The sequence below is a fragment of the Hyphomicrobium sp. 802 genome (assembly GCF_000526135.1).
GTDB lineage: Bacteria > Pseudomonadota > Alphaproteobacteria > Rhizobiales > Hyphomicrobiaceae > Hyphomicrobium_B.
The window spans coordinates 2,346,699-2,369,442 of the sequence record NZ_JAFM01000001.1; the positions used below are offsets into that span (position 1 = coordinate 2,346,699).

Below are 22,744 nucleotides of genomic sequence, written 5' to 3' on the forward strand. Positions count from 1 at the left end.
AAAGACTGAGGTCCAAGGAACGATGAGCAAAACCCAAGACTTCGACTACATCATCGTCGGTGCCGGGTCGGCGGGATGCGTCCTTGCCAACCGCCTGACGGAAGACGAAGGGGTTCGCGTTCTCGTTCTCGAAGCCGGGCCGCAAGACAACAGCATTTTCATTCATATGCCGTCGGCGTTCGCGTATCCGCTGGCCGGCACGAAATACAACTGGTGGTACGAGTCGGAGCCGGAGCCTTATCTCGATAATCGGCGGATGTACTGTCCGCGTGGACGCGTCGTCGGTGGCTCGTCGTCTATCAACGGCATGATCTATATTCGAGGTCATGCCTTCGATTACGACGCTTGGGCGCGTCATCAGGGCTTGCAGGACTGGTCGTATTTCAACTGTCTGCCGTATTTCAAGAAGGCCGAGACGCGGCTCAAGGGCGGCGATAAGTATCGCGGCAATTCCGGGCCGCTTTATGTGACGACTGCGCCGTGCACGAATCCGCTTTACGATACCTTCATTGAGGCAGGCCGGCAGGCGGGCTATCCGGTGACCGAGGATATGAATGGTTACCAGCAGGAAGGCCTCGGCCGCATGGACATGACGGTCTACAAAGGCCGTCGCTGGAGCGCCGCTCAGGCGTTTCTGCGGCCAGCGCAGAAGCGTGGCGGCGTTGAACTCAAGGCGAAAACGCTCGTCACGCGCATCCTGTTCGAAGGACGTCGTGCCGTCGGCGTCGAGTTCAGCCATGGCGGCAATCTGCAGTCGGCGCGCGCAACGCGCGAGGTGATCGTCAGCGGCGGCGCGATCAATTCACCGCAAATCTTGATGCTGTCGGGTATTGGCAATGCGGATGAATTGAAAAAACACGGCATTCCGGTCGTGCAGGATTCGCCGGGCGTTGGAGAAAACCTGCAGGACCACATCGAGGCCTACGTCCAGTACGAATGCACCAAGCCGGTTTCGATTTACAGCGCCAATAATCCGCTGGCAAAATTGAAGATCGGCATCGAGTGGCTGCTGACGGGGAAGGGCCTCGGCGCGACGAACCATTTCGAGTCCGGCGGTTTTATCCGCAGTGAAGCCGGCGTTTTGCATCCCGATCTACAATATCACTTCTTCCCGATGGCCATCAGCTACGACGGCACGTCGGCGGCGAAGGGGCATGGCTTCCAGGCGCATATTGGGCCGATGCGACCGACGAGCCGGGGCTATGTGAAGCTTAAATCAGCCGATCCGCGCGAGTATCCAAGAGTACTCTTCAACTACATGCAGACGGAGCAGGACCGCAAAGAGATGCGGGCGGGCATCCGTTTAACGCGCGAGATCTTTTCGCAGCAGGCCTTCGACCAGTACCGTGGTGCCGAATTGGCGCCGGGGCCATCCGAAACGAGTGACGCCGCCATCGACGCCTTCATCCGTGCGAAGGCCGAAAGCGCCTATCATCCGTCATGCTCGTGCCGGATGGGAACCGATGAGATGGCCGTCGTTGACGGTACGGGCAAGGTTTATGGCGTCGAAGCATTGCGGGTGGTCGATGCGTCGATCATGCCGGATGTCGTCAGTGGTAACCTCAACGTGCCGACCATCATGATGGCCGAGAAGCTGGCGGATGCAATCCGTGGACGGCCGCCACTGCCGGCGGAAGAGGTGCCGGTGTGGTTCAATCCGAACTATCAGACACAGCAGCGATAAGCCAGGGTGCTGAAAGCTCGGCAAGCGCCCTAGTGCTTGCCGACGTCCCCGAAGGGTGAAGCGGCGCCGGTTTGCCGCAGCAACAGCACGAATGGAATAAGCAACAGGAAGCTCAGCGTTACGAAGCCGAAGGCTTCGATGAAGCCGATCATTGTCGATTGGCGTGTCAACTCATAGCCCAGAATCTGCATCGCACGCGGATCGGTTGGCAACAGTCCCGTCGAGTTAAGCCACATGTGCAGGGCGGGATTGTAGGGATTGATCCCGGCCGAGAGGGTCTGAAGGTTCTCGTGCGTCGCGCGCGTCAGAATCGTTGCGCCTATCGCGATGCCCAGCGAGCCGCCAATCGTACGTGCGATGTTGAAGATGCTCGCGGCCTGATCCGAAGCGTTTTTCGGTAGCGTTTGATAGGCGAGTGTCGAGAGCGGCACGAAGATCATGCCCATGCCGATGCCTTGGACGATGCTCGGCGCGATAATCCAGAAGCGATCGACGTCGAGGTTATATGTCGTCGTCACGTAGGTTCCGGCGGCGGACAGTGTCAGTCCGACGAATACCAGCCAGCGGGAATCGATGTGCTGGATCAGCGTTGCGACCACGACCATGCCAATGGCGACGGCGATACCGCGCGGCGCCATCACCAGACCGGCGGTGCTTGCCGGATAGCCGAGCAAATGTTCCAGGAACAGCGGCTGCAGCGCGATGGTGCTCAGCATGCCGACACCGAACGCCATGATCAGGAATGTCGACGTCGCCAGATTGCGATCTCGCAGAAGATTGAGCTTCAGGATGGCGTCCGGCCGATTGAAGCTTCGAACCGTGAACCAGGTTAGGCATGCGAAGGATAGGAGCGCGAGGCTGACGATCATTTGCGATGCAAACCAGCCTTCGCTGTTGCCGCGGTCGAGCAGCATTTGCAGGCTGCCGACACCGATTGCCAGGAGCGCAGCGCCGAGCCAATCAATCGGCGAGCCCGAATGGGGCGTCGCTTTGATGTAGGCGGAGATCAGAAGCAGGTTGATGATGCCGATGGGAAGGTTGACGTAGAATACCCATTGCCAACCGAGGTGGTCGGTGATGAAGCCGCCGACCGTTGGCCCCATGATCGGGCCGAGCAGGACGCCGATACCCCAGATCGCCATGGCCTTGCCGCGCTTCTCCGGCTCGAAACTGTCGACCATCGTCGCTTGTGAGAGAGGGACGACGCTTGCCCCGAATGCACCCTGAAGCAAGCGGAAGATGACCATCTGCATCAGTGAATGCGATTGGCCGCACAGCATCGAGGACACGACGAAGCCTGCGACGCTGACTGTCAGCACGCGTTTTCGGCCGAAGCGCTCAGCGAGAAAGCCGCTCATCGGAATGACGATGGCTTCGGCGACGATATAGGACGTTAAAACCCAGGTGATCTGATCGGGCGTCGCTCCAAGGGTGCCCATCATGTCGGGCAGGGCGACGTTGACGATGGTCATGTCGAGAATGACCATCAGCACCGCCAGCAGCACCGCGAGCGAACTCAGCAGCCTGCTCGGTCCGGCGGCGGCGTCGGCTGGGGCCGCGACCTGATTATTTGGTGGCACTACCCGCTCCATCGGACGTGGTGTCGATGGTTACAGACGCAGACGCGCCGACGCCCAGCGGCAGGTCGCCAGATTCGACCGTAAGGGCGATCCTGACGGGAAAGCGCTGGACGACCTTGACCCAGCTGCCCGTCGCATTTTCCGAAGGCATCAGCGAGAACGCCGAGGCGCTGGCGCGGCTCACGGCTTCGACCTTCCCGGTCAACTTTTTCGACGGATCGCTGTCAAGCCACACGGACGCCGTTTGGCCGGGCTTGATGCGGGCAAGGTCGGTTTCCTTGAAATTCGCATCGACCCACCACGTCGAGGTATCGACGAGCGGGAAGAGCGGTACGCCGGCTTTCGCGACTTCGCCGGGCTGGACGCGGACTTTGCCGACCGTGCCGTCGACCGGCGCCTTGATCGTCGCGTGCGAAAGTTCAGCATTGGCTTCGGCGACGGCGATATCGGCCTCTTCAGCATTGCCTTTGGCGGCTGCGGCCTGGGGGCCGGTCGCCTGGGCGGCTTGCTGCTTGGCGATGTCGCGGCGAATTTCAGCGCGTTTGAGGGTAGCGCGGAAAGGCGCTTGATTGAGCTCGATCAGAACGTCGCCTTGCTGGACGGTCGAGAATTCCTTGACTTTCACGTCCATGATGAGGCCTGTCACCAACGGCGTGATCTGGATTATATTGGCTTCGACCTGGGCGTTGTCCGTCGATGGATAGAGCGTTTCGTGCTGCCAATAGGCGTAGCCGGCAGCGATGAGGGCGAGGAGACAGACAAAGCTAAGAAGGCCTATGCCCCGCTTCGAAAGCAGCGGCTTTTTATCGGAAGGCGTGACCTGGCCACCGTTGGCCGGTGGCTTTTTTTCTGGCAATCGGTCTTGCATTGGCTTCTTCCGTTTATTCGAAGGCTGCAACTTCCGTAGTCCTTTTGCAGTTGCCAGGAACGGGAATGTCTGCCGCAACAGGCAAAATGGGCACGCACGCCGTCCGACGCCCAATCACGGTATACGACTGGCCCGGCCGAAATATTGAGCTTTTTGATTGCCGCCGGCGCGGAAGTCTATCCCGACGCGGCGCACAAAAAGAGACAATCGATGCCCCCTCTACAGGCTCTTAGGGGATTTGTCACCAACGCGACGATTACGCGTGCCGGGTCGCCGAAATGTCGCGGTAGTGGGCTTTCGGGCGAGGCCCGCCGTTTATCTTCGGCTGGCGCTTTCAACCTGAAAAACGGTCGGCTTTACGGATTCGTTCCGGCAGTTTCCGCTGGATCGGAGGCGGGACAGGGCCGGGTGGGGCAGCGTTAACGGTCGTTCCAGGATGCGTGCATCATCAGAAACCGAAGTTTTAACCGGTCGAAGGAGCTAGGCCCCGACGTTAACGGATCGGGAGCGATTGGGGGCGCAATAATCGGTTCTCATTCCTAAGCTGACTTTAAAAACCATCCGTATTGCAAAAGGATACTCCCGTCGTGATCGTTTCGGGGCGATTGGATGAGGCTGAGGCGAGATATTCCCGTCTCTTAGCGCAGCGCACGAAGACACTTCAGGAATCGGAGGACGTCGATAAGCGGTTGGCCACGCTTATTTGCCAGGAGCCGATCGTTGAGTTGATGACGAAAAGCCAGCGGCTTTTCTTCGTGAGCCGTGGAATCTCCGACGTCGGTGTGGTCTATCGTGTCTTCCGAACGGAGCTGTCGGCTATCATCGGCGAGGAGCCGATCGGGTTTTGCGATATCGTAAAGCCGAAGAACGGCATCTGCGTCATCAGCAGCGCCGAGGTTTCGCGGTCTTGTCAGCGCAAAGGTATCGCGAGCGCAGTGTACGATCTTATCACGGCCGATATGTCCAAGATCGGCGGCCTGCTTTGGCCGGTCTCACCGAAAAATATGTCGGACGCAGAATTCAAGGTTTGGTGGCGGCGTTCGCCCGCCCTGGTCTTTTATTACCCGCATCGAAGCCGACTAGGCCTCAGCCGTCGCGCTGAATTCGAAGAGTTGTTCGACGAGACGGTGAACCTGGGCGTCTGGGATCGACTTCTGTCGCATAGCTCGGTGCTGATGGCTCGCATGCGGCGGTCTTGGCGCCTTGGCTGCTTTCGCCGCTGACGATCCGAGCATAGTGATCGGGTGTAGTCACAGGGCATCTCTGCGCGGGGCAGCCGTTCCGTCGCCGGCCGTCGTTCGACTATGCCAATGCCTATTCCGGTCAGTCGTACCGGTTCTGGGCGCTCGCAAGTATGCGTTCCGCTAAGTCGAGGGCCTCCCGCACCTTGGTTGAGATGACGCAGCGTTTCTGAAGCTCGTTGTCGGCAAACTTCAGGGCGTCCCGAAGCTGCTCAATAACCCCCAATGCGGTAATATCGTTCGGCAGACGTTCGTGTGCGTTCATTGTGGTTCCTCCCGGCCCCTTATTCTGGGAGGCAATATCTTTCTCGCGGCAATTTCAAGGAATAGCCGCCTGCATGTGTCGGAGCGACCCTCAGGGCAATTCGCACGGGGAATGTCATGGCATCGCCGATAACGGCCGTGCTTGCAACCTACCGGGCCGCGGACCGGCAGAGCCACTTTGAAATCGATCCGTGCCGCTACGCAGGCGTGCCAAGATTTGGGATCGTTTCACCACCAGCCAAACATTGATCGTTGGCGAGGATAGGCCCGGCGCCCGTAGCGATCATAGCCGTAGTAGTAGTAGTCGGCGCTGTCGCTCATGAAATTATCGTTGCGGAAGAACTGTTTCGGCCGCTTCTTGATGCCGCCCTGAGGTTCCGTGCTGATGAGGACGATAAAATCTGTGGCTTTTCCGGTTTCCTTGCTCATCGGTTCGTCCGAGACGATCAGCGACGATCCCGGCCATACGGCGCTGCTCAACCTGGCGGACACATCCGGCGAGATAGTGATGCGATCGAGTGCTGCGCTCGCTTCGGCCACGTTGGTCGGGGGAGGCGTGCCAGCATCGTTGAGCCTATACCTGCGGTCTTCGTTAAACGCATAATCGGCGTTGTCGTTGTGTTCGAGCGAAACAGCCGTCCAGCTCACGTCCTTGCCGCCATTTTTGTATCCAACCGCCGTGAAGACGTGCGTACCGATAGGCTGTTGCGGATCGGCGATGGTGACGGGCGCGTCGAAAACGGGCTCATTGCCTTGACGGACATAGAGCCGTTGCGTCTTCAGGCTTATGAAGACGGAGATCGGCAACGCCTTGCGTTTGGCTTCATTGAGAACGGCAACCGCCTGATCTCGTGCCGCTAATGCCGGGGCGGCCTGATCTGTTGCCTTCTGCAGTTCGGCCTCAGCGGCCTGCAAAGCTTCCGTGGCCGTGGCAACTTTTGCAGCAGCTTCATCGGATTTCTTGGCGGCGCGTTCTTTCTCTGTTGTCCATTTCTTCTTGAGCTTATCGGACTTGGCGTTCGACAGGCGCTTGTCGATCGCGGCCAAGCTGCTGTCGGCAGACTTTTTGGCCGCTTCGGCTTTGCGCAGCGCTTTCGCGGCCCTGTCTCGCGGCGCCTTCTTGTCGGCGATGATCTGCTCCATCTCCTTGGCCTGATCGAGGGCGGCGTCGGCAAGGATCTGCTTGCCGTCGGCGATTGATTTTAGGGCATTGAGTTCCACTTGGCGTTCCGGCCATGCGCGGAGGTCGGGAGAGAACGTCGGGCTGGAATCGGGATCGTTCACGATCGGATCCTGGTACGACATCGGGATGGCCGTCGCGGTCTGGACGGATTGCAGCGGCGTCGGCTTCATCAGCAGCGGGTGAGAAATCTCGACCGGCGCAACGTCGTCGTAAGCAACAACGACACGCATGCCGAGTTTCGTCAGCGGGAAAAGGCGCTGGGCAAAGCTGTCGGGCATGCGAACGCAGCCATGGGACGCGGGATAGCCAGGCAACTGACCGGCGTGCAGGGCAATGCCTGACCATGTGATCCGCTGCATGAAGGGCATCGAGGCGTCATCGTAGAGGTTCGAATAGTGTTCTTCTTCTTTTTGAAGAACGCTGTAGACGCCGACCGGAGTTTCGTAGCCGTCGCGGCCGCTTGATACCCGGCCGCTCATGGAGCCACCGTTTGCGTCGTAGACCGTGACGCGTTGATCTTTGATGGAGACGATCGCGATGACGGGAGGGCCGGATAGGGTTTCCCGGGCCGTCTCTTCGATAGGGCGCTGATTGCGTTTTCCGGCGTCTGCGGGGGTGAAGGCGGCACTGATGGCCAGGGTTGATAACGCGATGGTTGCCAACCGGACGATCGAACGCTTCCACTGAAGACGCAAACTGAACATTTGTCAGACCTTAAATATGCAGCTGATGCGAGAAAACAGAGGCCTCCAACATAATCTCAATCAGGTTGCCTATTGATTAGCGCATGCTCCGTAATCGTTGTCTCTGCCAGGGCGTGTGGCTCGAAAACCTCAGAATACAGGTTAACGGCCAATCAAGACCATCGCTTGACGGCCGATAGGGAAAGCGCCCCAGAACGAAAAGGTTCGGGGGCGCTGGCCAAAATGGGTATCAGTTGCGCTCAATAATCCGGGCAGGCCCAGCGATGATAGCGGCTGCTCCACCAACAATCATCGCCATAGTCGTCATCATAGTAGCCGTCATCATAATAGAAGTAGGGATAGCCGCCGATGAAGAAGCGGTGACGGTGGTGATGACCGTGTCCATGTCCGTGATGGAAATGGCGACCGTGATTTAGGTTCGCGCGGGCCAGAGACTGGGTGCGGACGTGCGATCGTCCCGCCATGTGTCCACCGTGAAAGTGACCGCCGTGGAAGCCCCCGAAGCTGCCACCATGGAATCCACCACCATGGAACCCTCCGCCGCCAAAACCGCCATGAAAGCCTCCGCCCCCGAAGCCTCCGCTGTGACCTCCGCCGCCACCGAAGCCCCCACCGTGGCCGCCGCCACCACCGCCTCCAAACCCGCCACCGCCACCGGCGTGCACTGGGATGAGGAATCCTTGAACGTTGCCTGACGTCAGGGTTGTTAGTGGCGTTATTGGTCCCGCCACCGCGGCGCAGGCGCCGGCAGCCAAAGCGAAAGCTCCGGCGACCAGCGGAAATAAGAATCGTTTTGACATTGCTGTCTCCTTGATCAGATGCGAGTGCATTCGGCCTTCGTGCCGTCGAGTGGCGGGGCCTTCGCGCGCAGGTCTGAGGATTCAGGGACGTGCGTGGGGGCGCGGCTGCGTCGGATCGGGAAGGCCGACGAACGGAACGTCTCTCCGTTAGCCATAAGGTAGGAAGAGGTGGCCTGGTTACCTGTTCCCAAGGGAACAGCCCGCGCATGGGGATTGATGTCGAGATCAAAGGATCGCGGCCGAGCGTATCATTTTGCGGCACACAATTACGTTATCTTTGCCGTGCCGATTTTGTTTTGTGACCCTTTTCTATTCTACGGATGCCTCCGGCGCTTTCATTTACCAGAGCCTCACTGGCATGCGCGTATGCCCATTTTGGCAGTTGGCGGGTACGCGGTTTGCGCAATGATTGAGGAAACGGGTCGAGCCCGATCCATTTTCGAGAAGGATGCTTCGGCGCCCGTGTCGGAGTGGGCGCCTCGGCTGAGGTCGCTGTTTTTCGACCGTCGTGGCAACGCCTCAAGGCCAAAATTGCTATTCGCCGTCGCATGCGCCGACGCCCTGTCGGTGATGGCCGCTTGGCCGCTGGTCAACTTACTCCTTCATCAATCTTTCACGCCGACGTGGCGCAGCTTCTGGGCGACGGTCTTTGTGGCCGGGTTGTTCATTGCCGCGCTGCGCGTGCAGTGGTCATATACAATTCCATCTCTCCGCAAGTTTGTTCAGCAAGTCTGGAAAGTGCTGATTTCCGTTGCCGTCGTCTCGCTCGCGATATCGGGTGTGATTTTTCTTGCGGGTGAGACATCGGTGTCACCGGAGGACGTCGGTGGATGGATGGAGCTGTCAGCCGTCCTTTTGTGTTTCGTGCGTTTCGTTGCGGCGTTGGTGGCTCGTCGGTTGACACGCGCCGGCCTGCTGGTCCGCCGAACGGTCATCGTTGGCGGCGGTAAGGATGCGGAGCACCTTATCCGCGAGTTGAACAACGACCCGGACAATCACTTGTGCATTCTGGGTATCTTCGACGACCGGCAAGATGATCGCTCAGCCGGCGACTTCGGAGGTGTCGCGCGGCTCGGGACATTCGAAGACCTGGCAGACTTCTGCCGCAAGTCGAGTGTCGATCTCTTGATCGTTACGGTGCCGGCGCGCGCCGAAGAACGTTTGATGCAGATTCTCGACAAGCTGTTCGCATTGCAAGTCGATGTACGGATCTCGGCGCTGAATTCAAAGCTCCGGATCAACTCGCGAGCCTATAGCTTCATCGGTCAGGTGCCGATGCTGGCGGCGATGGACAAGCCGCTCGGCGACTGGGATCATATGCTCAAGGCGGTCGAAGATCGGCTGATCGGTTCGCTGCTGTTGATTCTGGCGTCGCCAATCATGGCGATCGTCGCGATTGCGATTCGTCTCGAAAGCCGCGGACCGATTTTCTTCCGGCAGAAGCGGTACGGATTCAACAATGAGCTGATCGAAGTCCTGAAGTTCCGCTCGATGTATGTCGACCAGCAGGACGCCACGGCGAGCAAGCTCGTTACGCGCGACGATCCGCGTGTCACTCGTGTCGGGCGGATCATTCGGCGCACAAGCCTCGATGAACTGCCGCAGCTCATCAACGTTGTGCAGGGGCAGATGTCTCTCGTTGGGCCGCGGCCGCATGCAACGGGTGCGCGCGCGGAGCGAGATCTCTACGAGAATGTCGTGCGGGGCTATTTCGCGCGCCACCGCATGAAGCCCGGTGTTACCGGCTGGGCACAGATCAATGGCTGGCGCGGGGAAACCGATACCCACGAGAAGCTTGTCCGGCGCGTCGAGCACGACCTCTATTACATCGACCATTGGTCGGTGCTGCTCGATCTTTACATCATCGCGATGACGCCGATTTCATTGCTGACGGGCAAGAACGCTTACTAGCGTTTCGTCGTGAGCCTGATCGACCTTTTGGCCTAGTCCGAGATCTCTCGCGCGGCGGGAAAATATGTGGCGATGCACAAGGATGCCTCTTCAGCGAGGAAATGGCGCGTAGCAGCGCGAGTATTACGACCGGCGCAGATGGCTTGCGCAATCATGCCTGTTTGCTAGCTTGGTAGGAATTCGGCGTTCGCGCCGCGCTCGCGCCTGCAGGAGCCTCGCATTTTTAATTTTGTCGGACAGGGACGAGCGACCATCGCAGCGATCTTGGCTATTGTCGCCGGTGTTGGCTTCGCTGTGACGTCTGCCAACGCGCAAGAAGGGCCGCCGGTCGATACGGCGCTGGTTGTGTCTGTCGACGTGTCGAACTCCGTCGACGAAGGCCGCTATAAGCTGCAGATGGAAGGTATTGCGAAGGCGCTGGAAGATCCCGGCGTCATCGATGCCATTACCGGCGGTTCGGCGGGCGGCATTCTGTTTTCCATGGTGACGTGGGCCGACACACCGTCGTTCGTCATTCCGTGGATCAGGATTGCGAACAAGGCTGATGCCTTGGCTGCGGCGAAGCGCGTGCGATCCCTGCCGCAGCAGGGCGGCGAATTCACATGCATGACGCGGATGCTGCGATCTGCGAACGACAAGATCGTGCCGCAGATTCCCGCGAAGGCGTCGCGCATCATCATCGACGTTTCGGGCGACGGCCCCGACAATTGCAATGCCGAGGAGCCGATCGACAAAGTCCGCAATGAACTCGTCAGCAATGGCGTGACGATCAACGGATTGCCGATCTTGCTCGACACGCCCGAGGATTCAGCGCTGCTGCCGAAGGCCGTTCCGGGAGGGAAGCCACCGCTCGAACAATGGTATCGCGCGCACGTTATGGGCGGTCCGAGCAGTTTCGTGCTGCCGGCGCTGGGTTACGGTGATTTCGAGCGGGCGATCCGGCAAAAGTTCGTCATCGAAGTCAGCAGCGTGGCTTCGCAAAAGTATTCGGTCGCCACGTCCGGCCGATGATCGAGACGGCTGATAATCAGGCCGCTTGATAGCTCAGATTTTATCTTCGCTGGTCGGACCGCAATGCCAGCGCTTAACAGTCCAGCCGGGATGATCTGCAGACCATCGGGCGAACTGTGGCTGGGCATGTGCCAAGCACGTTCTTGCGTCGACGTCCGCATCAATCGGGATTTTATATTCGCGGCAGACGTTTGGATCGTTCGTCAAGCAAGCCGACAAAATGAGGGCGATCATGGCGAGGTTCCCGGGCGATGCGTCTTTGAAGCGTCATCATACTGAGACGCTCCGCACCGGGAATCCGTTTCTTATGTCGGCCGACCGCAAAGGGCGGCAGCTTAAGCCGCCGGCAACAGGATTTCGCCCCGTCCAATTGTAGCGGTGTCACCGCCAATCTTCTGGACAAACAAGGGCATGGGCTTAGGCGCGAGATGGCCAAGCGTTTCCTTCAGATAGCGGGCGATGACGCGCAGGATCACGAGATCGTGTTTGCCGCAATCGACGAACGTCGGCAGCAGGCTTTCGACGCTCGGGCCGATCAGTGTGCCGCGGCGCATCATAAGACCGGGTTCGGCACCGAAGCCGCCTTCCGCCCAGATGGTGCCGCCGATCATACGCGAACCGGCGCCAGGGCCGGTCTTGCCTTTGACGACGATAACGCCACGACGCATCTTGTCTCCGGCGCGGGCGCCAATGTTGCCTTCGATGACAACGGTACCGCCGAGCATGCCGAAACGATCGCCGGTCGCGACGCCGCCGAGATTGTCTCCGGCGTTGCCGGAAACGAGGATCATGCCGCCGGTGGAACCCGACGCCAGATAGTCACCGACATTGCCGCGAACTTCGATCTTGCCGCCGGTCATCAGGCGCGCCGCGAACGAGCCGATGTCGCCGACGACGCGGATCGTGCCGCTATCGAGGCCGCCGCCGACGAAATCAATCTCTGACGTTGCGCCTTCGATGGTCAGGGTATCGCCGACGCTGCCGGAAATATCGAATGCATCGCCGAGGGCGACGCCGCCTTTTTCGATGCCGACATTCAGCTTGCCGATCTCGTGGGACGATAGCGCGGCGAGCTTGGCGGGCGTGATGCCGTCGAGAGTGATCCGCTCCGTCGCGGGCGCCTTGAAGCGCAGCGTGAGGCCGCTCATCAGATCAGATCCTTCAGATGATAATGATGCTGTCCGAGCTTGCCGCCGTAATTGCCGGCGGTGATCCGCGTAACGCCGCGGCTGGCGCCGACATCCGTCACGGCTTTGAGACCCGCGTGCATGGCATCGGCGACGGCTTTGGACGTCAGACCGTCGATGACGATTTCGAGCACGGCGAGGGTATCGGGCGATACCTCACTGTGCTTGATCGTGCCGCGCAGCGTCGGGCAGAACGCGTCGTTAGACGAAGCGTGCATGCCGGCGTATTTCGCGCCGACCTTCGAGCCCGAACGAACAATGCCACCGGGGAACGGCGTGATGACGTCGTCGATCTTGGCGATCTCTTCGACAGCGTGTTCGGCCGTTTCGAGCAGGCCTTTGCGGTCGCGGCCGACGATCAGCATGTTGCCGCCGCCCACTGCATCCGTCGTGACGCCGGTGTCTTCTTCGATGATGAACTCACCGTCCATCACAGGTACGCGCCAGTAGCGGCTATCGCCGAGTTTTTTAGCCGTCTGATAGCCGTCGCCGAATAGACGCGTGCCTTTTCCGAGAGGCATCGTCTTTTCGGCCTTGAGGCCCGCATAGCAAGCCGAGCCGGGACTCGTCAGCACGCACTGGCCGATACGATTGCGGACCTGCGGGAGCAGGGCGTCGGGCGAAAATCCGAAGATCAGGATGCGAACGCCGGGACGACCATCAGGCGTTTCGTCCTCCGACAGTTCCTTATCGATACCGCATTCAGCGCCGGCACCGATAACGGAGGTGCCGAAGCCTGTCGCAACCGTCGCTGCGATTTTGGCCCACTTCATCGAGTCGGCCGTGATGATGATCCCGGTGCCGCTCATGCCGAAGGCTTCGGCGAACGTATCGTCGATCGAGATACCGTTAACGGTCTTGCTCATGCTACGCGCGCCCCGGTCGGTTGGATGATCAGCGAGCCGCGGCCACCATTGATAATCTCGTCATCGGAGAGGCGGAAATTATCCATGCGGATCGTGTGATAATCTTCGAAGTAAGGTTTGAGAGATTTTTCGATCGACGGATCGTACGACGGCCGCGCGACGTGCGTTGCGCCGTTGATGACCTTGATGATCTTGCCGTTGCGCACGATGAGCTCGCCGTTCTTGAAGAGCAATTCCGGCGTCGTGAACATCGCCTCGCGGTCGGGATTATCGTCATAGACCGTGATGTCGGCCCAGGCGCCGACGCCCAGGTGACCGCGATCCTTCAGGCCAAGGCTGCGAGCCGGACCGGCGCGCGTCATGATCGCGATCTCGTAGAGCGAATATTCGCGATCGAGCGAGGCCAGCGTCGAATACTTCAGCGCGTCCGGGTTGATCTTCTGCATCATGTCGTTGCGGAAGGCTTTGTCCATCAGCAGGCGAATGAGGTGCGGATACCAGGTGAATGGACCGCCGTTCGGATGGTCTGTTGTGAGGAACAGGCGCCACGGATCGTTGACCAGCAGGAACAGCTCCAGACCGATCGCCCACTGCAGCGCGTTGACGAAGCTCTTGTCGCGATACTTGAACGGCACGACACCGCAACCGGCGTCGCACTCGATGTCCATCACGACCCACTTCTTCGGTGTAGCCGAACGAGACGTCACGAACTGGCGCATGGAGTCACCGGATGCCGTGCACGTCTGGCCGAACATGACCTGACCGACGTCGCACGAGACGTTCGGATTGTCGTTGATGGCTTCGGCGATGGGGGCGGCGGCCGACGAGAACTTGAGATCGCCTTCAGTGCCGTAGCTGTGGAACTGAATGTGCGTCAGGTGGATCGGCAGGCCTTCCGCGCCTTTGATCGTATCGAGCGTCGTTTCATAGCCGCCGGGCACACCGAGGTTGCAGCCGTGGATGTGCAGCGGGTGGACGACGCCGAGTTCTTTCAGGCCGCGCGCCAGCGTCACGATGATGTCTCGTGGAGTGACGCCGTAGTAGACGTGCTTTTCGTTCAAGTCGAGCTTACGCTGATTGAACTTGAAGGCGCTGATGCCGCCGGGATTGACGACCTTGACGGCGATCGCCTGCGCGGCGTGCATCGTCCAGGCGATGTAATCCTTGATCGCGGAGAAGTCTTTCTTGCCTGCGAGCTGGCGCAGGAAGAAGTCATCCGAGCCGAGCATGACGAAGGCGCCCTTGTCGATGATCGACGTGTCGGCCATCTCCATGTGCGCCTGGCGGGCGTTGGCAGGCAGCATCGCAGGCTCGAATGCCGCAGTGTAGCCCATCTCGGCGTAGCGATAGCCGGTCAGCATCGTCGACGGAACGGCATGGCCGACGCCCGCGCGCGTCAGATCGGTGCGTGCAACGGTGTCATGCATATGATCTTCGGGCAGCATCATGCGGGCGATCGTCATCTTGCCGCCGCCGATGTGCGAGTGAGGGTCGATGCCGCCGGCCATGATCACTCTGCCATGGAGCGCGTATTCATGCGCGACCTTGGCATTCGGATCCGGGGAGACGATGCGGCCATCCTCGATGAAGATATCGCGGACTTCGCCGTCGACCCCATTCGCGGGGTCGTAGACTTTGCCGCCGGTGAGCTTGATGAGCATTCGCGATCTCGGAATTGTGCCTTAGAGGGCAGCTTCAATTTTTTCGAGGACGTCAGCCGCGCGCGGAAGCGTCGACTGGCGAAGTTGTCTCAACGGCAGTGAGACGACATTGTCGACGCGCACCATTGTGCCGGCGTGATCGACGCCCGGCGTTCCCACCGGAATATAGACCTTCGGTGTGCGCGACGGCTTGATGCCAGGTGCGCCGAGGAAGATCGTCGGGACGTCCGTCTCAGGCTCCGTAATGTTCGACGAGAACGACGAGAGCCACAACAGGAGATCGCCTTCTTTCGCCGCGAGCAAACGGTTTGCCGAATAGCGCTCGGGGTCATAATCCGGTTTGCCCGATGCATATGATACGCGCAGAGGGAAGCCTGACTGCCAGCTGCACACCGCGCCGGCGGACGTTGCGCCGTCATGGCCGCCAAGAGAGAGGCCGGCGAAACGCGATGTCAGGTTGATCTCTTTGACGAACTCGGAGATCGCCTGGACGGTGAGATCAGCGTTCGGGAAGGTCAAGCTCGGCGGCGCCCAGATGATGACGCCGTAGCTCGCTGCCTTACAACGCGCGAGGAGATCTTCGACAGCGGCGCGCGGCAGATCACCGATGCTATCGCCCGAGACGGTGCCGCCCTTGTTCATGGCGCGCATGGCGTCGAGAATTTCGGCGATGCGATCGGGCTCAACGGGCAACGACAGAACTTCGCCGATGCGTTTGCCTTTTACTGCGGACTGGTCGAGCTGATCGCCAAGGAACACAACGGTCCGCTTCGGCGGATCATCGGCAAACATCGAGGCCTCGTTGCACACGATGCGCTCGAAGAAGCGCGGGTGATGCTGATGGATATCGCTACCCGCAACGATGAAGAGATCGGCGCGGTTGCGGGCTTCCGTCAGCGTCGTCAAAACCCAGCCCGTCGATTGGAGCACACGGAAATTGCGATACTGTCCATCGCTCAGTGCGTGATCAACGATGCCGCCGCCTTTTTCAGCGAGGGCGATGGCCGCGCGAATGCCGTCGACGTCGGTGCCAAGTCCGCCGAAGATCGGCAGACGGCTCTCATTGATGAGGCGGGCAGCGGCAGCGACGGCTTCGTCGAGCGTAACGTCCTTGCCATTGATCTGCGGTTTCGGCTCGCTGAGCGGCCGCTCGAAACCAGCAACAGATTTTACGCAGCCGTTCTTGAGGACTTTCAGTCCATCACCGGAAGGGCCGATATCGAGATCATCGCAAAGGATGCCACAAAACGGGCAGGCGACGTTCTCAAAATGGTTCGCGCCGTTCCTCGACTTTTCGGATTCCAAATCGAGCTCCTCATGGACCCAGAGCCTCTCGGCCGCGGGATTCGACCAAAGTACGCCGGCGCAGGTAAAACAACGCGACGCTAACGGTCAAGCACAGCGAAGGGGCAGATCGAATGCGACACATTTTGCCGTCTTTCCGTCCATCCTGAACACGCATAATGTCCGCCCGCTCGTTGTCGGGCTCAGGGCTGGGTCCCACACCAGAAATCTCCGGAGGAAATGCATGCTGAAACGCTTGGTGATCGCCGCAACGATCGTCGGACTGGCGCCGCTCTCGCTCGCTGGGGCAGCTTGGGCACATGGTCCGAGCCGCCAGAAGGTTACGGAAACAATTGAGATCAACGCGCCCGTCGACAAAGTCTGGAAGGTCGTCGGTAACTTCCAGGACATGAGCTGGCTCGGTATCGTCGCCAAGACCGAAGGCAAGGGCGGCAACGAAGTTAACGCCACGCGGACGCTCACACTCAAGAACGGTGGTACGGTCGAAGAGATGCTCGACAAGTACAACCCGGAAGATCACATGTACGCCTACGAGATCACGAAGGTCGATGTGAAGGTTCTACCCGTCAACGATTACTCCTCGCACATTACGGTTGAAGCTGACGGCGCCGATAAGTCCACGGTGACGTGGTGGGGTGGTTTCTATCGCGGCTACATGCTGAACGATCCGCCGCCGAACCTGACGGACGAAGTGGCGCTCAAGGCCGTGACTGACCTCTACAAGCAAGGTCTCCAGGACCTGAAGAAGAAGGTCGAGAGCGGCGGCTGAGTGCGTAAAAACGCACATAAATTGCGCCTTTTGAAACTTGGGCAAGGCCTGATCGCGGTATGCGCGATGGCCTTGCCCGCGTCGGCGCACGAAGCACTGTTGACGGATCAGACGTCCGATACGCTGTCCTTTGTCGATCTCGATACGATGAAGGAAACGGCGCGGCTGACCGTGACCGGCAAGCCTGCCGGCATTGCGCTTTCTCCCGATAAGGCGACGGCTTACATCACGGCGCCCGACAGCAAGGAGCTGATCGAGGTCGATGCTGTTGCGCGCAAGGTGAAGCGGCGGCTTTTCCTAGATGGCGGACCACTCGGAATTGCTGCCAATCCGGTGCGGCCGGAAGTCTACGTCGCCGACTGGTATACGCATAAAGTTCGCATCATCGATACGAAGAGCCTGACCGTTGTTGGGGAGGTCAGGGTTGGCGACTCACCATCGGGGCTCGCCGTGACGCCCGACGGAAAATTGCTCGTGTCTGCGGATCGCGACAGCGATGCGATTTCGATTGTTGATGTTGCGAGCCGTAAGGTGCTGGCATCAATTCCGGTCGGCAAGCGTCCTTTCGGCATTACGATCGACGCGCGCGGCGAGCGTGCCTATACCGCGAACGTGAAGAGCGACGACGCAACCGTCATTGATATTGCAGCGCGGAAAGTCGTTGGCAGCGTCAAGACGGGGCGTCGGCCATATGCTGTGGCGCTTGCGCAGGGGAATGGGTTCGTCACGGACCAATACGGAGGGACGGTTACGGTTTTCGATCTGGCAACGCTCGCTCCGGTCAAGCGGATCGACACGTGCGATCATGCGGAAGGTATTGAAGCCGATGCCGGGGAAAAGAATGTTTACGTCTCATGCTGGGGTGAAGACGTTTTGCTTCGCATCGATCCCGTGAAGCTCGTCGTTACGGGGAGGGCAGCCGTCGCTGACGGGCCGCGCGCCTTCGGTAAGTTTCTTCGTTAAATTTTGTAGGGTTACCGGCTTGTAAGTTGTGAGTTGCCGTTCTTCCGGCAACTTTCGGGATGTTTTGCAACCCGGCAAGCGGCCCTGCGGTGTTTGGCAGATTTCTCTCAATCTCTGTTCAAGCGATCCATGTCCCGCTAAATAGCCGGGAAAAATTACCTAGACGATCTAGGAGGATCGCCCTTTATGTCAAAGTTTTCATTCCGTTATGCCGGTCTGGCAGCTCTTGCGGTAATGTGCATGGCGTCGGCCAGCGTATCGGCGGAGGAAACTCCAAAGCCGGCCGACATTCTGTTCGAACGGCCTCACATTGCGTCCGTCGCGCCAGGTACAAACCTAGTCTACAAATTCGAGCGCGCACCATCGGATCCGAAGACTTTAGGGCCCGGCTTTTCCGATAACATTACGCTGACGGTCGAGAGCGATGGCGCTCCGGGCAAAAAGAACGTTCGGCTGCAGATCTATTCGGGTGACCGCGCGAGGGATCCGCAAGAAATCACCGACATGGACGGCAATCCGCTGCTCGTCGTCTATCTCGACGATGCGGTGGCGCATTTCAGGCTTCTTGCCGGTGGCGACGGCGCCTATCTCAAGAACATGTTCAAGAAGAGCTTGGCGCAGGACGCAAAGATTGCGCCGGTGAAGATCGACTACAAAGGGCAATCCGTCGATGGTTTTCGCGTGAGCCTCACGCCCTATATCAACGATCCGGCGAAGGCACGCATGAACGGCTTCGAGGGCTCGGTCTTCACGATTGCGCTATCGGACAAGATCCCGGGCTATTTTGCGAAGATGGTTTCGGACTATACGAACAACGACAAAAAAGGTCCGTCGCTCAAAGAGACGTTGACCCTTGATGGTGTAGGAGACGTCAAATGAAAAGCCGTCTTGTGAATGTCGGCGTGAGCGGTTTTCTCGCGATTGCGGCGATTCTCGTTCCAGGTTTCACGACGCACTTGTGGGCGCAGGAATTGCCGGCCAACGACTATCCGACCGTTGCACGCGCCGACTATGTTTACGCGTGCATGGCCGTCAATGGTCAGACGCGGCCGATGCTCGAAAAGTGCTCGTGCTCGATCGACGAGATCGCAAACATTCTGCCTTATGCGCAGTATGAAGAAGCCGAGACGCTCATCTCAGTCGGCCTGAAGGGCGGCGAGAACGTCGCGTGGACCCACGCGCCGGAATTCCAGGAAAAGGTCAAAAACCTGCGCCGCGCGCAGGTTGAAGGCGAATTGCGCTGCTTTTGATGTTTGTGCCCGGCGACTCCCCAAAGGGGAGCCCGCCGCCGGGCACAGCATCGTCTTTCATTCCCACTCAAGCTCGGTGTAGGCCGCTGTGACGTTGCGCGGATTGTGCTCGTCGAAAAGGGCCCATTTATCCCGCTCGGACTGAGCCGCAGTCGCGACGGCCTGTTCGAGCGTTTTTCCGTCCTTGATCATCTTGCGGACGTCGGTTGCCAAGACTGTCAGGTAGCGCTGCACGGGCAGGATGGCGTCAGGCCACGTCATGGACTTTGGCCCGTGGCCGGGGACGGCGCGCTCGGCCTTTTCCTGCATCAATTCGGGAATGAGCTTGAGCCAGCCGACGATCGAGCCATCGAGCGTCGGAATGTGCCCCGAGAACAAGAGATCGCCTAAAAAGAACGTCCCGGTCGGTTGGTCGTGGATCGTCAAGTCATTGTCGGTGTGAGCTGTCGGCCAGGCCTTGAGCGTCAGGACGCGCCTGCCAAGGTCGAGTTCGAGAGTGTCTTTGACGAGCACCGTCGGCGGGATGATTTCGGTGCCTTTAAAGGCGGCTTCGCCGAGGCGCTCGCGGGCATTCGCCAGATAGCTTTCCTTACGCGCGTAAAGTGCGGCGGGAAGCTTGTAATGGCCCACGAATTCCAGGTTCGACGCCTTGAAGGCAGCATTGCCCATCACGTGATCGGGATGCATGTGCGTGTTGATCACGTAGCGAATGGGCTTGTCCGTGATCTGCTTGATGGCGGCGTGGAGATCGCTTCCCATAGCGAATGATCCGCTGGTGTCGATGACGGCTGCCGCCTCCGAGCCGACGATACAACACGGATTGGAGATATCGCCCCGGTTGGCCTTGTTCACGAGCTGATATTTGCCGACGTGAACGAAAATTCCTGGAGCGATTTCAAGAACTCCGATCCGTTCAGCCTCGGCGCGCGAGATCTGGGGCAGGAGGGGCAGCAGTGCTGTCAGCGCAGCGCCTCGCAGAAAGTCTTTTCGGGAAGGTTTTCCAATGGGGAAGGGATAATCGATCATGCATGCGAGCCAGTTGATTACGGCTCCTAGTATGCGCCTCTTTCCGCGGCATTTGAATTTACGCCCTTCACGAAAGCGCGAGTTTTTGTGATCGGATGCCGCGATTTTCACATTCGGGAACAATTAGACGTGCAGCGCACCATTTTTGCTGCGCCGCAATTTTCCCCCATAAACACAGGGGTTTTTTGGGTCAGAAGGGTTGTCCTAATTTGCCGCACGAGAATGATCGTCGCACTTCGTGTTGCGGCTTGAAAAAAAAAGTGTCTACATGCCCCCCGTTCACGCGGACTACCGGTTTCTACACGGTTTCGTGAAGACTCCTGCTGCGGCCGGGCAAAGACGGGAAAAAATCCCGCAAAACCTGAGATCGGAGTTGGGAGATATCGGCAGTCCGCGGGATCGACTTGCAAGCGTGGCAAGACATTTGTCTTAAACGGAGGAAGCGCGATGCGCAAAAGTGCATTCGCATGCGGCTTGCTCGCAACTGCCGCATTCTCGGCGTCCGCATGGGCGAACGAGGATGTGATCAAGTTGTCGAGCAATCCGAATAACTGGGCGCAACAGTCCGGTGACTATGCTGGTACCCGCTACTCAAAGCTGGACCAGATCACGACCGAAAACGTCGGTCAGCTGAAAGTGGCTTGGACGTTCTCGACGGGCGTTCTTCGCGGCCATGAAGGCGGCCCGCTCGTGATCGGCGACGTGATGTACCTTCACTCGGCGTTCCCGAACATCGTCTATGCTCTGAATCTCGCTGACGAGCAGAAGATCATCTGGAAGTACGTGCCGAAGCAGGATCCGTCGGTTATTCCGGTCATGTGCTGCGACACGGTCAACCGTGGCGTGCAGTACGCTGAAGGCAAGATCTTCCTCCATCAGGCTGACACCGCTCTCGTCGCTCTCGACGCGAAAACGGGTAAGGAACTGTGGAAGGTCGTCGACGGCGATCCGAAGAAGGGCGAGACGGGCACGGGTGCTCCGCTTGTCACGAAGGATAAGGTGATCATCGGTATCTCGGGCGCTGAATTCGGCGTTCGCTGCCACGTCACCGCCTACGACATCAACACCGGTAAGAAGGTGTGGCGCGCCTACTCGATGGGTCCCGACTCCGACATCCTCGTCGATCCGGAGAAGACCATGTCGCTCGGCAAGCCGGTCGGTAAGGATTCTTCTCTGAAGACCTGGAACGGCGACCAGTGGAAGATCGGCGGCGGTTCGACCTGGGGCTACATGGCCTTCGATCCGGACCTCAACCTGATCTACTACGGCACGGGTAACCCCTCGACCTGGAACCCCGCTCAGCGTGCGGGACCGGATGGCAAGCCGATCGATCAGAAGTGGTCGATGACGATGTTCGCTCGCGACGTCGACACCGGTATCGCCAAGTGGGCCTACCAGATGACGCCGTTCGACGAGTGGGACTATGACGGCATCAACGAGCCGATCCTGGCCACCCTCGATATCAAGGGTCAGGAGCGCAAGGTTGCGGTTCACTTCGACCGTAACGGCTTCGGCTACACCTGGGACCGCGTCACTGGCGAACCGCTCGTTGCCGAGAAGTATGATCCGGTCGTCAACTGGGCGACTGGCATCGATCTCGACAAGTCGAGCCCGAACTATGGCCGTCCGATCCGCGTGAAGAAGTACTCGACGTTTGCGAACGGCGCGGACTTCAACACGAAGGGCATCTGCCCTGCGGCTCTCGGTTCTAAGGACCAGCAGCCAGCGTCGTACTCGCCGCTGACGAAGCTGTTCTACGTGCCGACGAACCACGTCTGCATGGACTACGAACCGTTCAAGGTCTCGTACACGGCTGGTCAGCCTTACGTCGGCGCCACGCTTTCGATGTTCCCTGGCCCGGATAAGCCGGAGCGTATGGGTAACTTCATCGCTTGGGACGCAACGAAGGGTAAGATCGTCTGGTCGAAGCCTGAGCAGTTCTCGGTGTGGTCAGGTGCTCTGACGACGGCCGGCGGCGTTGCCTTCTACGGCACGCTCGAAGGCTACTTCAAAGCCGTCGACCAGAAGACCGGCAAGGAACTGTTCAAGTTCAAGACGCCGTCGGGCATCATCGGCAACGCCATGACCTATGAGCAGGGTGGCAAGCAGTACGTTGCCGTGTTCTCGGGCGTTGGTGGCTGGGCCGGTATCGGTCTCGCCGCTGGCTTGACGAACCCGACCGATGGTCTCGGCGCCGTCGGTGGCTACGCTGGCCTCTCGGAGTACACGAACCTCGGTGGCTCGCTCACCGTGTTCGCTCTCCCATAGGCTCGAGCCTAGACATAAAGGAGCCGGTGCGGGGCAACCCGTGCCGGCTCTTTGCCGTGAAAATTGCGCCGAATTAATGCAGTGGCCGAAAAAACATCTTTCAAGAAAATGGCACAATCTGCTACGAGGGCGACAATTTGTAATAGTCTAACAGGCAAGTTTGCGCAGGTATTTATCCCGCGCACTGTTCTATCGGACAGCAA

General features: G+C 59.3%; 19 protein-coding genes. 9 read left to right on the plus strand and 10 right to left on the minus strand.

The window, feature by feature from the left end:
- The first annotated feature begins 22 nt into the window (after positions 1 to 22).
- On the plus strand, positions 23 to 1,684 hold the full coding sequence (gene betA, locus HYP802_RS0111770; protein ID WP_024275818.1) for a choline dehydrogenase: 1,662 nt from the start codon (positions 23 to 25) through the stop codon (positions 1,682 to 1,684).
- 29 nt (positions 1,685 to 1,713) lie between these two features.
- On the opposite strand, the gene HYP802_RS0111775 is transcribed toward betA, so the two are convergent.
- Together HYP802_RS0111775 and HYP802_RS0111780 are read right to left on the minus strand one after the other, a co-directional pair.
- Entirely contained in the window at positions 1,714 to 3,264 is a 1,551-nt protein-coding gene (locus tag HYP802_RS0111775; protein ID WP_244421004.1) for a DHA2 family efflux MFS transporter permease subunit, read from the minus strand.
- Positions 3,251 to 4,132 carry an HlyD family secretion protein gene (locus HYP802_RS0111780; protein ID WP_013947501.1) on the minus strand — a complete coding sequence of 294 codons (882 nt, stop codon included), beginning with the start codon at positions 4,130 to 4,132 and terminating at the stop codon, positions 3,251 to 3,253. Before HYP802_RS0111780 ends, HYP802_RS0111775 begins: the two co-directional genes overlap by 14 nt.
- Before the next feature lie 728 nt (positions 4,133 to 4,860).
- Here HYP802_RS0111780 and HYP802_RS0111785 point away from each other — a divergent pair.
- A complete protein-coding gene (locus HYP802_RS0111785; RefSeq protein ID WP_210164811.1) occupies positions 4,861 to 5,355 on the plus strand; it encodes a GNAT family N-acetyltransferase in 495 nt (164 codons plus the stop codon).
- A 100-nt stretch (positions 5,356 to 5,455) separates the two neighbouring features.
- Here the strand turns inward: HYP802_RS0111785 and HYP802_RS0111790 are convergent, their stop codons facing one another.
- The 3 genes from HYP802_RS0111790 to HYP802_RS23630 form a co-directional block, all read right to left on the minus strand.
- The gene (locus HYP802_RS0111790) at positions 5,456 to 5,638 is read right to left on the minus strand and encodes a hypothetical protein (RefSeq protein ID WP_013947505.1); all 183 of its coding nucleotides are present in this window, start codon (positions 5,636 to 5,638) and stop codon (positions 5,456 to 5,458) included.
- A 227-nt stretch (positions 5,639 to 5,865) separates the two neighbouring features.
- The gene (locus HYP802_RS0111795; RefSeq protein WP_013947506.1) at positions 5,866 to 7,524 is read right to left on the minus strand and encodes a L,D-transpeptidase family protein; all 1,659 of its coding nucleotides are present in this window, start codon (positions 7,522 to 7,524) and stop codon (positions 5,866 to 5,868) included.
- 239 nt (positions 7,525 to 7,763) lie between these two features.
- Positions 7,764 to 8,324 carry a hypothetical protein gene (locus HYP802_RS23630; protein ID WP_155831217.1) on the minus strand — a complete coding sequence of 187 codons (561 nt, stop codon included), beginning with the start codon at positions 8,322 to 8,324 and terminating at the stop codon, positions 7,764 to 7,766.
- Between the two features lie 531 nt (positions 8,325 to 8,855).
- Between HYP802_RS23630 and HYP802_RS0111810 the strand changes: the two genes are divergently transcribed.
- Both HYP802_RS0111810 and HYP802_RS0111815 read left to right on the plus strand, forming a co-directional pair.
- Positions 8,856 to 10,235: an undecaprenyl-phosphate glucose phosphotransferase gene (locus tag HYP802_RS0111810; protein ID WP_244421005.1), complete on the plus strand. Its 1,380-nt coding sequence runs from the start codon at positions 8,856 to 8,858 to the stop codon at positions 10,233 to 10,235.
- A gap of 264 nt (positions 10,236 to 10,499) precedes the next feature.
- Positions 10,500 to 11,246 (plus strand): DUF1194 domain-containing protein, encoded by a 747-nt coding sequence (locus HYP802_RS0111815; protein ID WP_013947510.1) that lies wholly within the window; start codon positions 10,500 to 10,502, stop codon positions 11,244 to 11,246.
- A 335-nt stretch (positions 11,247 to 11,581) separates the two neighbouring features.
- Here HYP802_RS0111815 and HYP802_RS0111825 read toward each other — a convergent pair whose 3' ends face one another.
- From HYP802_RS0111825 to HYP802_RS0111840, 4 genes are read right to left on the minus strand one after another with little or no spacing between them, the layout of a single operon-like run.
- Entirely contained in the window at positions 11,582 to 12,394 is an 813-nt protein-coding gene (locus tag HYP802_RS0111825; protein ID WP_013947511.1) for a formylmethanofuran dehydrogenase subunit C, read from the minus strand.
- On the minus strand, positions 12,394 to 13,299 hold the full coding sequence (fhcD, locus tag HYP802_RS0111830) for a formylmethanofuran--tetrahydromethanopterin N-formyltransferase (protein WP_013947512.1): 906 nt from the start codon (positions 13,297 to 13,299) through the stop codon (positions 12,394 to 12,396). Before fhcD ends, HYP802_RS0111825 begins: the two co-directional genes overlap by 1 nt.
- Positions 13,296 to 14,960, minus strand: a complete 1,665-nt coding sequence (locus HYP802_RS0111835) for a formylmethanofuran dehydrogenase subunit A (protein ID WP_013947513.1) — start codon at positions 14,958 to 14,960, stop codon at positions 13,296 to 13,298. The genes fhcD and HYP802_RS0111835 overlap by 4 nt, the downstream gene beginning before the upstream one ends.
- Before the next feature lie 21 nt (positions 14,961 to 14,981).
- Positions 14,982 to 16,265, minus strand: coding sequence for a formylmethanofuran dehydrogenase subunit B (locus HYP802_RS0111840; protein ID WP_013947514.1), 1,284 nt, complete (start codon positions 16,263 to 16,265; stop codon positions 14,982 to 14,984).
- A gap of 223 nt (positions 16,266 to 16,488) precedes the next feature.
- Between HYP802_RS0111840 and HYP802_RS0111845 the strand changes: the two genes are divergently transcribed.
- The 4 genes from HYP802_RS0111845 (at position 16,489) to HYP802_RS0111860 (ending at position 19,247) form a co-directional block, all read left to right on the plus strand.
- Positions 16,489 to 17,034 carry an SRPBCC family protein gene (locus tag HYP802_RS0111845; RefSeq protein ID WP_013947515.1) on the plus strand — a complete coding sequence of 182 codons (546 nt, stop codon included), beginning with the start codon at positions 16,489 to 16,491 and terminating at the stop codon, positions 17,032 to 17,034.
- Positions 17,035 to 17,100: 66 nt separating this feature from the next.
- On the plus strand, positions 17,101 to 17,997 hold the full coding sequence (locus tag HYP802_RS0111850; protein ID WP_050976771.1) for a beta-propeller fold lactonase family protein: 897 nt from the start codon (positions 17,101 to 17,103) through the stop codon (positions 17,995 to 17,997).
- A gap of 186 nt (positions 17,998 to 18,183) precedes the next feature.
- Positions 18,184 to 18,876, plus strand: coding sequence for a hypothetical protein (locus HYP802_RS0111855; RefSeq protein ID WP_013947517.1), 693 nt, complete (start codon positions 18,184 to 18,186; stop codon positions 18,874 to 18,876).
- Positions 18,873 to 19,247 carry a hypothetical protein gene (locus HYP802_RS0111860; RefSeq protein WP_013947518.1) on the plus strand — a complete coding sequence of 125 codons (375 nt, stop codon included), beginning with the start codon at positions 18,873 to 18,875 and terminating at the stop codon, positions 19,245 to 19,247. Before HYP802_RS0111855 ends, HYP802_RS0111860 begins: the two co-directional genes overlap by 4 nt.
- Positions 19,248 to 19,304: 57 nt before the next feature.
- On the opposite strand, the gene HYP802_RS0111865 is transcribed toward HYP802_RS0111860, so the two are convergent.
- Positions 19,305 to 20,273, minus strand: coding sequence for a quinoprotein relay system zinc metallohydrolase 2 (locus tag HYP802_RS0111865; RefSeq protein WP_024275825.1), 969 nt, complete (start codon positions 20,271 to 20,273; stop codon positions 19,305 to 19,307).
- A 447-nt stretch (positions 20,274 to 20,720) separates the two neighbouring features.
- Here HYP802_RS0111865 and HYP802_RS0111870 point away from each other — a divergent pair, with 447 nt between their 5' ends.
- Positions 20,721 to 22,541 carry a methanol/ethanol family PQQ-dependent dehydrogenase gene (locus HYP802_RS0111870; RefSeq protein ID WP_013947521.1) on the plus strand — a complete coding sequence of 607 codons (1,821 nt, stop codon included), beginning with the start codon at positions 20,721 to 20,723 and terminating at the stop codon, positions 22,539 to 22,541.
- Positions 22,542 to 22,744 lie beyond the last annotated feature (203 nt).

What these genes read in the sequence shown, in the direction of transcription:
- HYP802_RS0111790 (WP_013947505.1), bottom strand. Translation starts at nt 5,638, where the DNA reads ATGAACGCACACGAACGTCTGCCGAACGATATTACCGCATTGGGGGTT.
- HYP802_RS0111870 (WP_013947521.1), top strand. Translation starts at nt 20,721, where the DNA reads ATGCGCAAAAGTGCATTCGCATGCGGCTTGCTCGCAACTGCCGCATTC.
- HYP802_RS23630 (WP_155831217.1), bottom strand. Translation starts at nt 8,324, where the DNA reads ATGTCAAAACGATTCTTATTTCCGCTGGTCGCCGGAGCTTTCGCTTTG.
- HYP802_RS0111835 (WP_013947513.1), bottom strand. Translation starts at nt 14,960, where the DNA reads ATGCTCATCAAGCTCACCGGCGGCAAAGTCTACGACCCCGCGAATGGG.
- HYP802_RS0111855 (WP_013947517.1), top strand. Translation starts at nt 18,184, where the DNA reads ATGTCAAAGTTTTCATTCCGTTATGCCGGTCTGGCAGCTCTTGCGGTA.
- HYP802_RS0111795 (WP_013947506.1), bottom strand. Translation starts at nt 7,524, where the DNA reads ATGTTCAGTTTGCGTCTTCAGTGGAAGCGTTCGATCGTCCGGTTGGCA.
- HYP802_RS0111785 (WP_210164811.1), top strand. Translation starts at nt 4,861, where the DNA reads ATGACGAAAAGCCAGCGGCTTTTCTTCGTGAGCCGTGGAATCTCCGAC.
- HYP802_RS0111845 (WP_013947515.1), top strand. Translation starts at nt 16,489, where the DNA reads ATGCTGAAACGCTTGGTGATCGCCGCAACGATCGTCGGACTGGCGCCG.
- fhcD (WP_013947512.1), bottom strand. Translation starts at nt 13,299, where the DNA reads ATGAGCAAGACCGTTAACGGTATCTCGATCGACGATACGTTCGCCGAA.
- HYP802_RS0111850 (WP_050976771.1), top strand. Translation starts at nt 17,101, where the DNA reads ATGGCCTTGCCCGCGTCGGCGCACGAAGCACTGTTGACGGATCAGACG.
- HYP802_RS0111825 (WP_013947511.1), bottom strand. Translation starts at nt 12,394, where the DNA reads ATGAGCGGCCTCACGCTGCGCTTCAAGGCGCCCGCGACGGAGCGGATC.
- HYP802_RS0111780 (WP_013947501.1), bottom strand. Translation starts at nt 4,132, where the DNA reads ATGCAAGACCGATTGCCAGAAAAAAAGCCACCGGCCAACGGTGGCCAG.
- HYP802_RS0111865 (WP_024275825.1), bottom strand. Translation starts at nt 20,273, where the DNA reads ATGATCGATTATCCCTTCCCCATTGGAAAACCTTCCCGAAAAGACTTT.
- HYP802_RS0111860 (WP_013947518.1), top strand. Translation starts at nt 18,873, where the DNA reads ATGAAAAGCCGTCTTGTGAATGTCGGCGTGAGCGGTTTTCTCGCGATT.
- betA (WP_024275818.1), top strand. Translation starts at nt 23, where the DNA reads ATGAGCAAAACCCAAGACTTCGACTACATCATCGTCGGTGCCGGGTCG.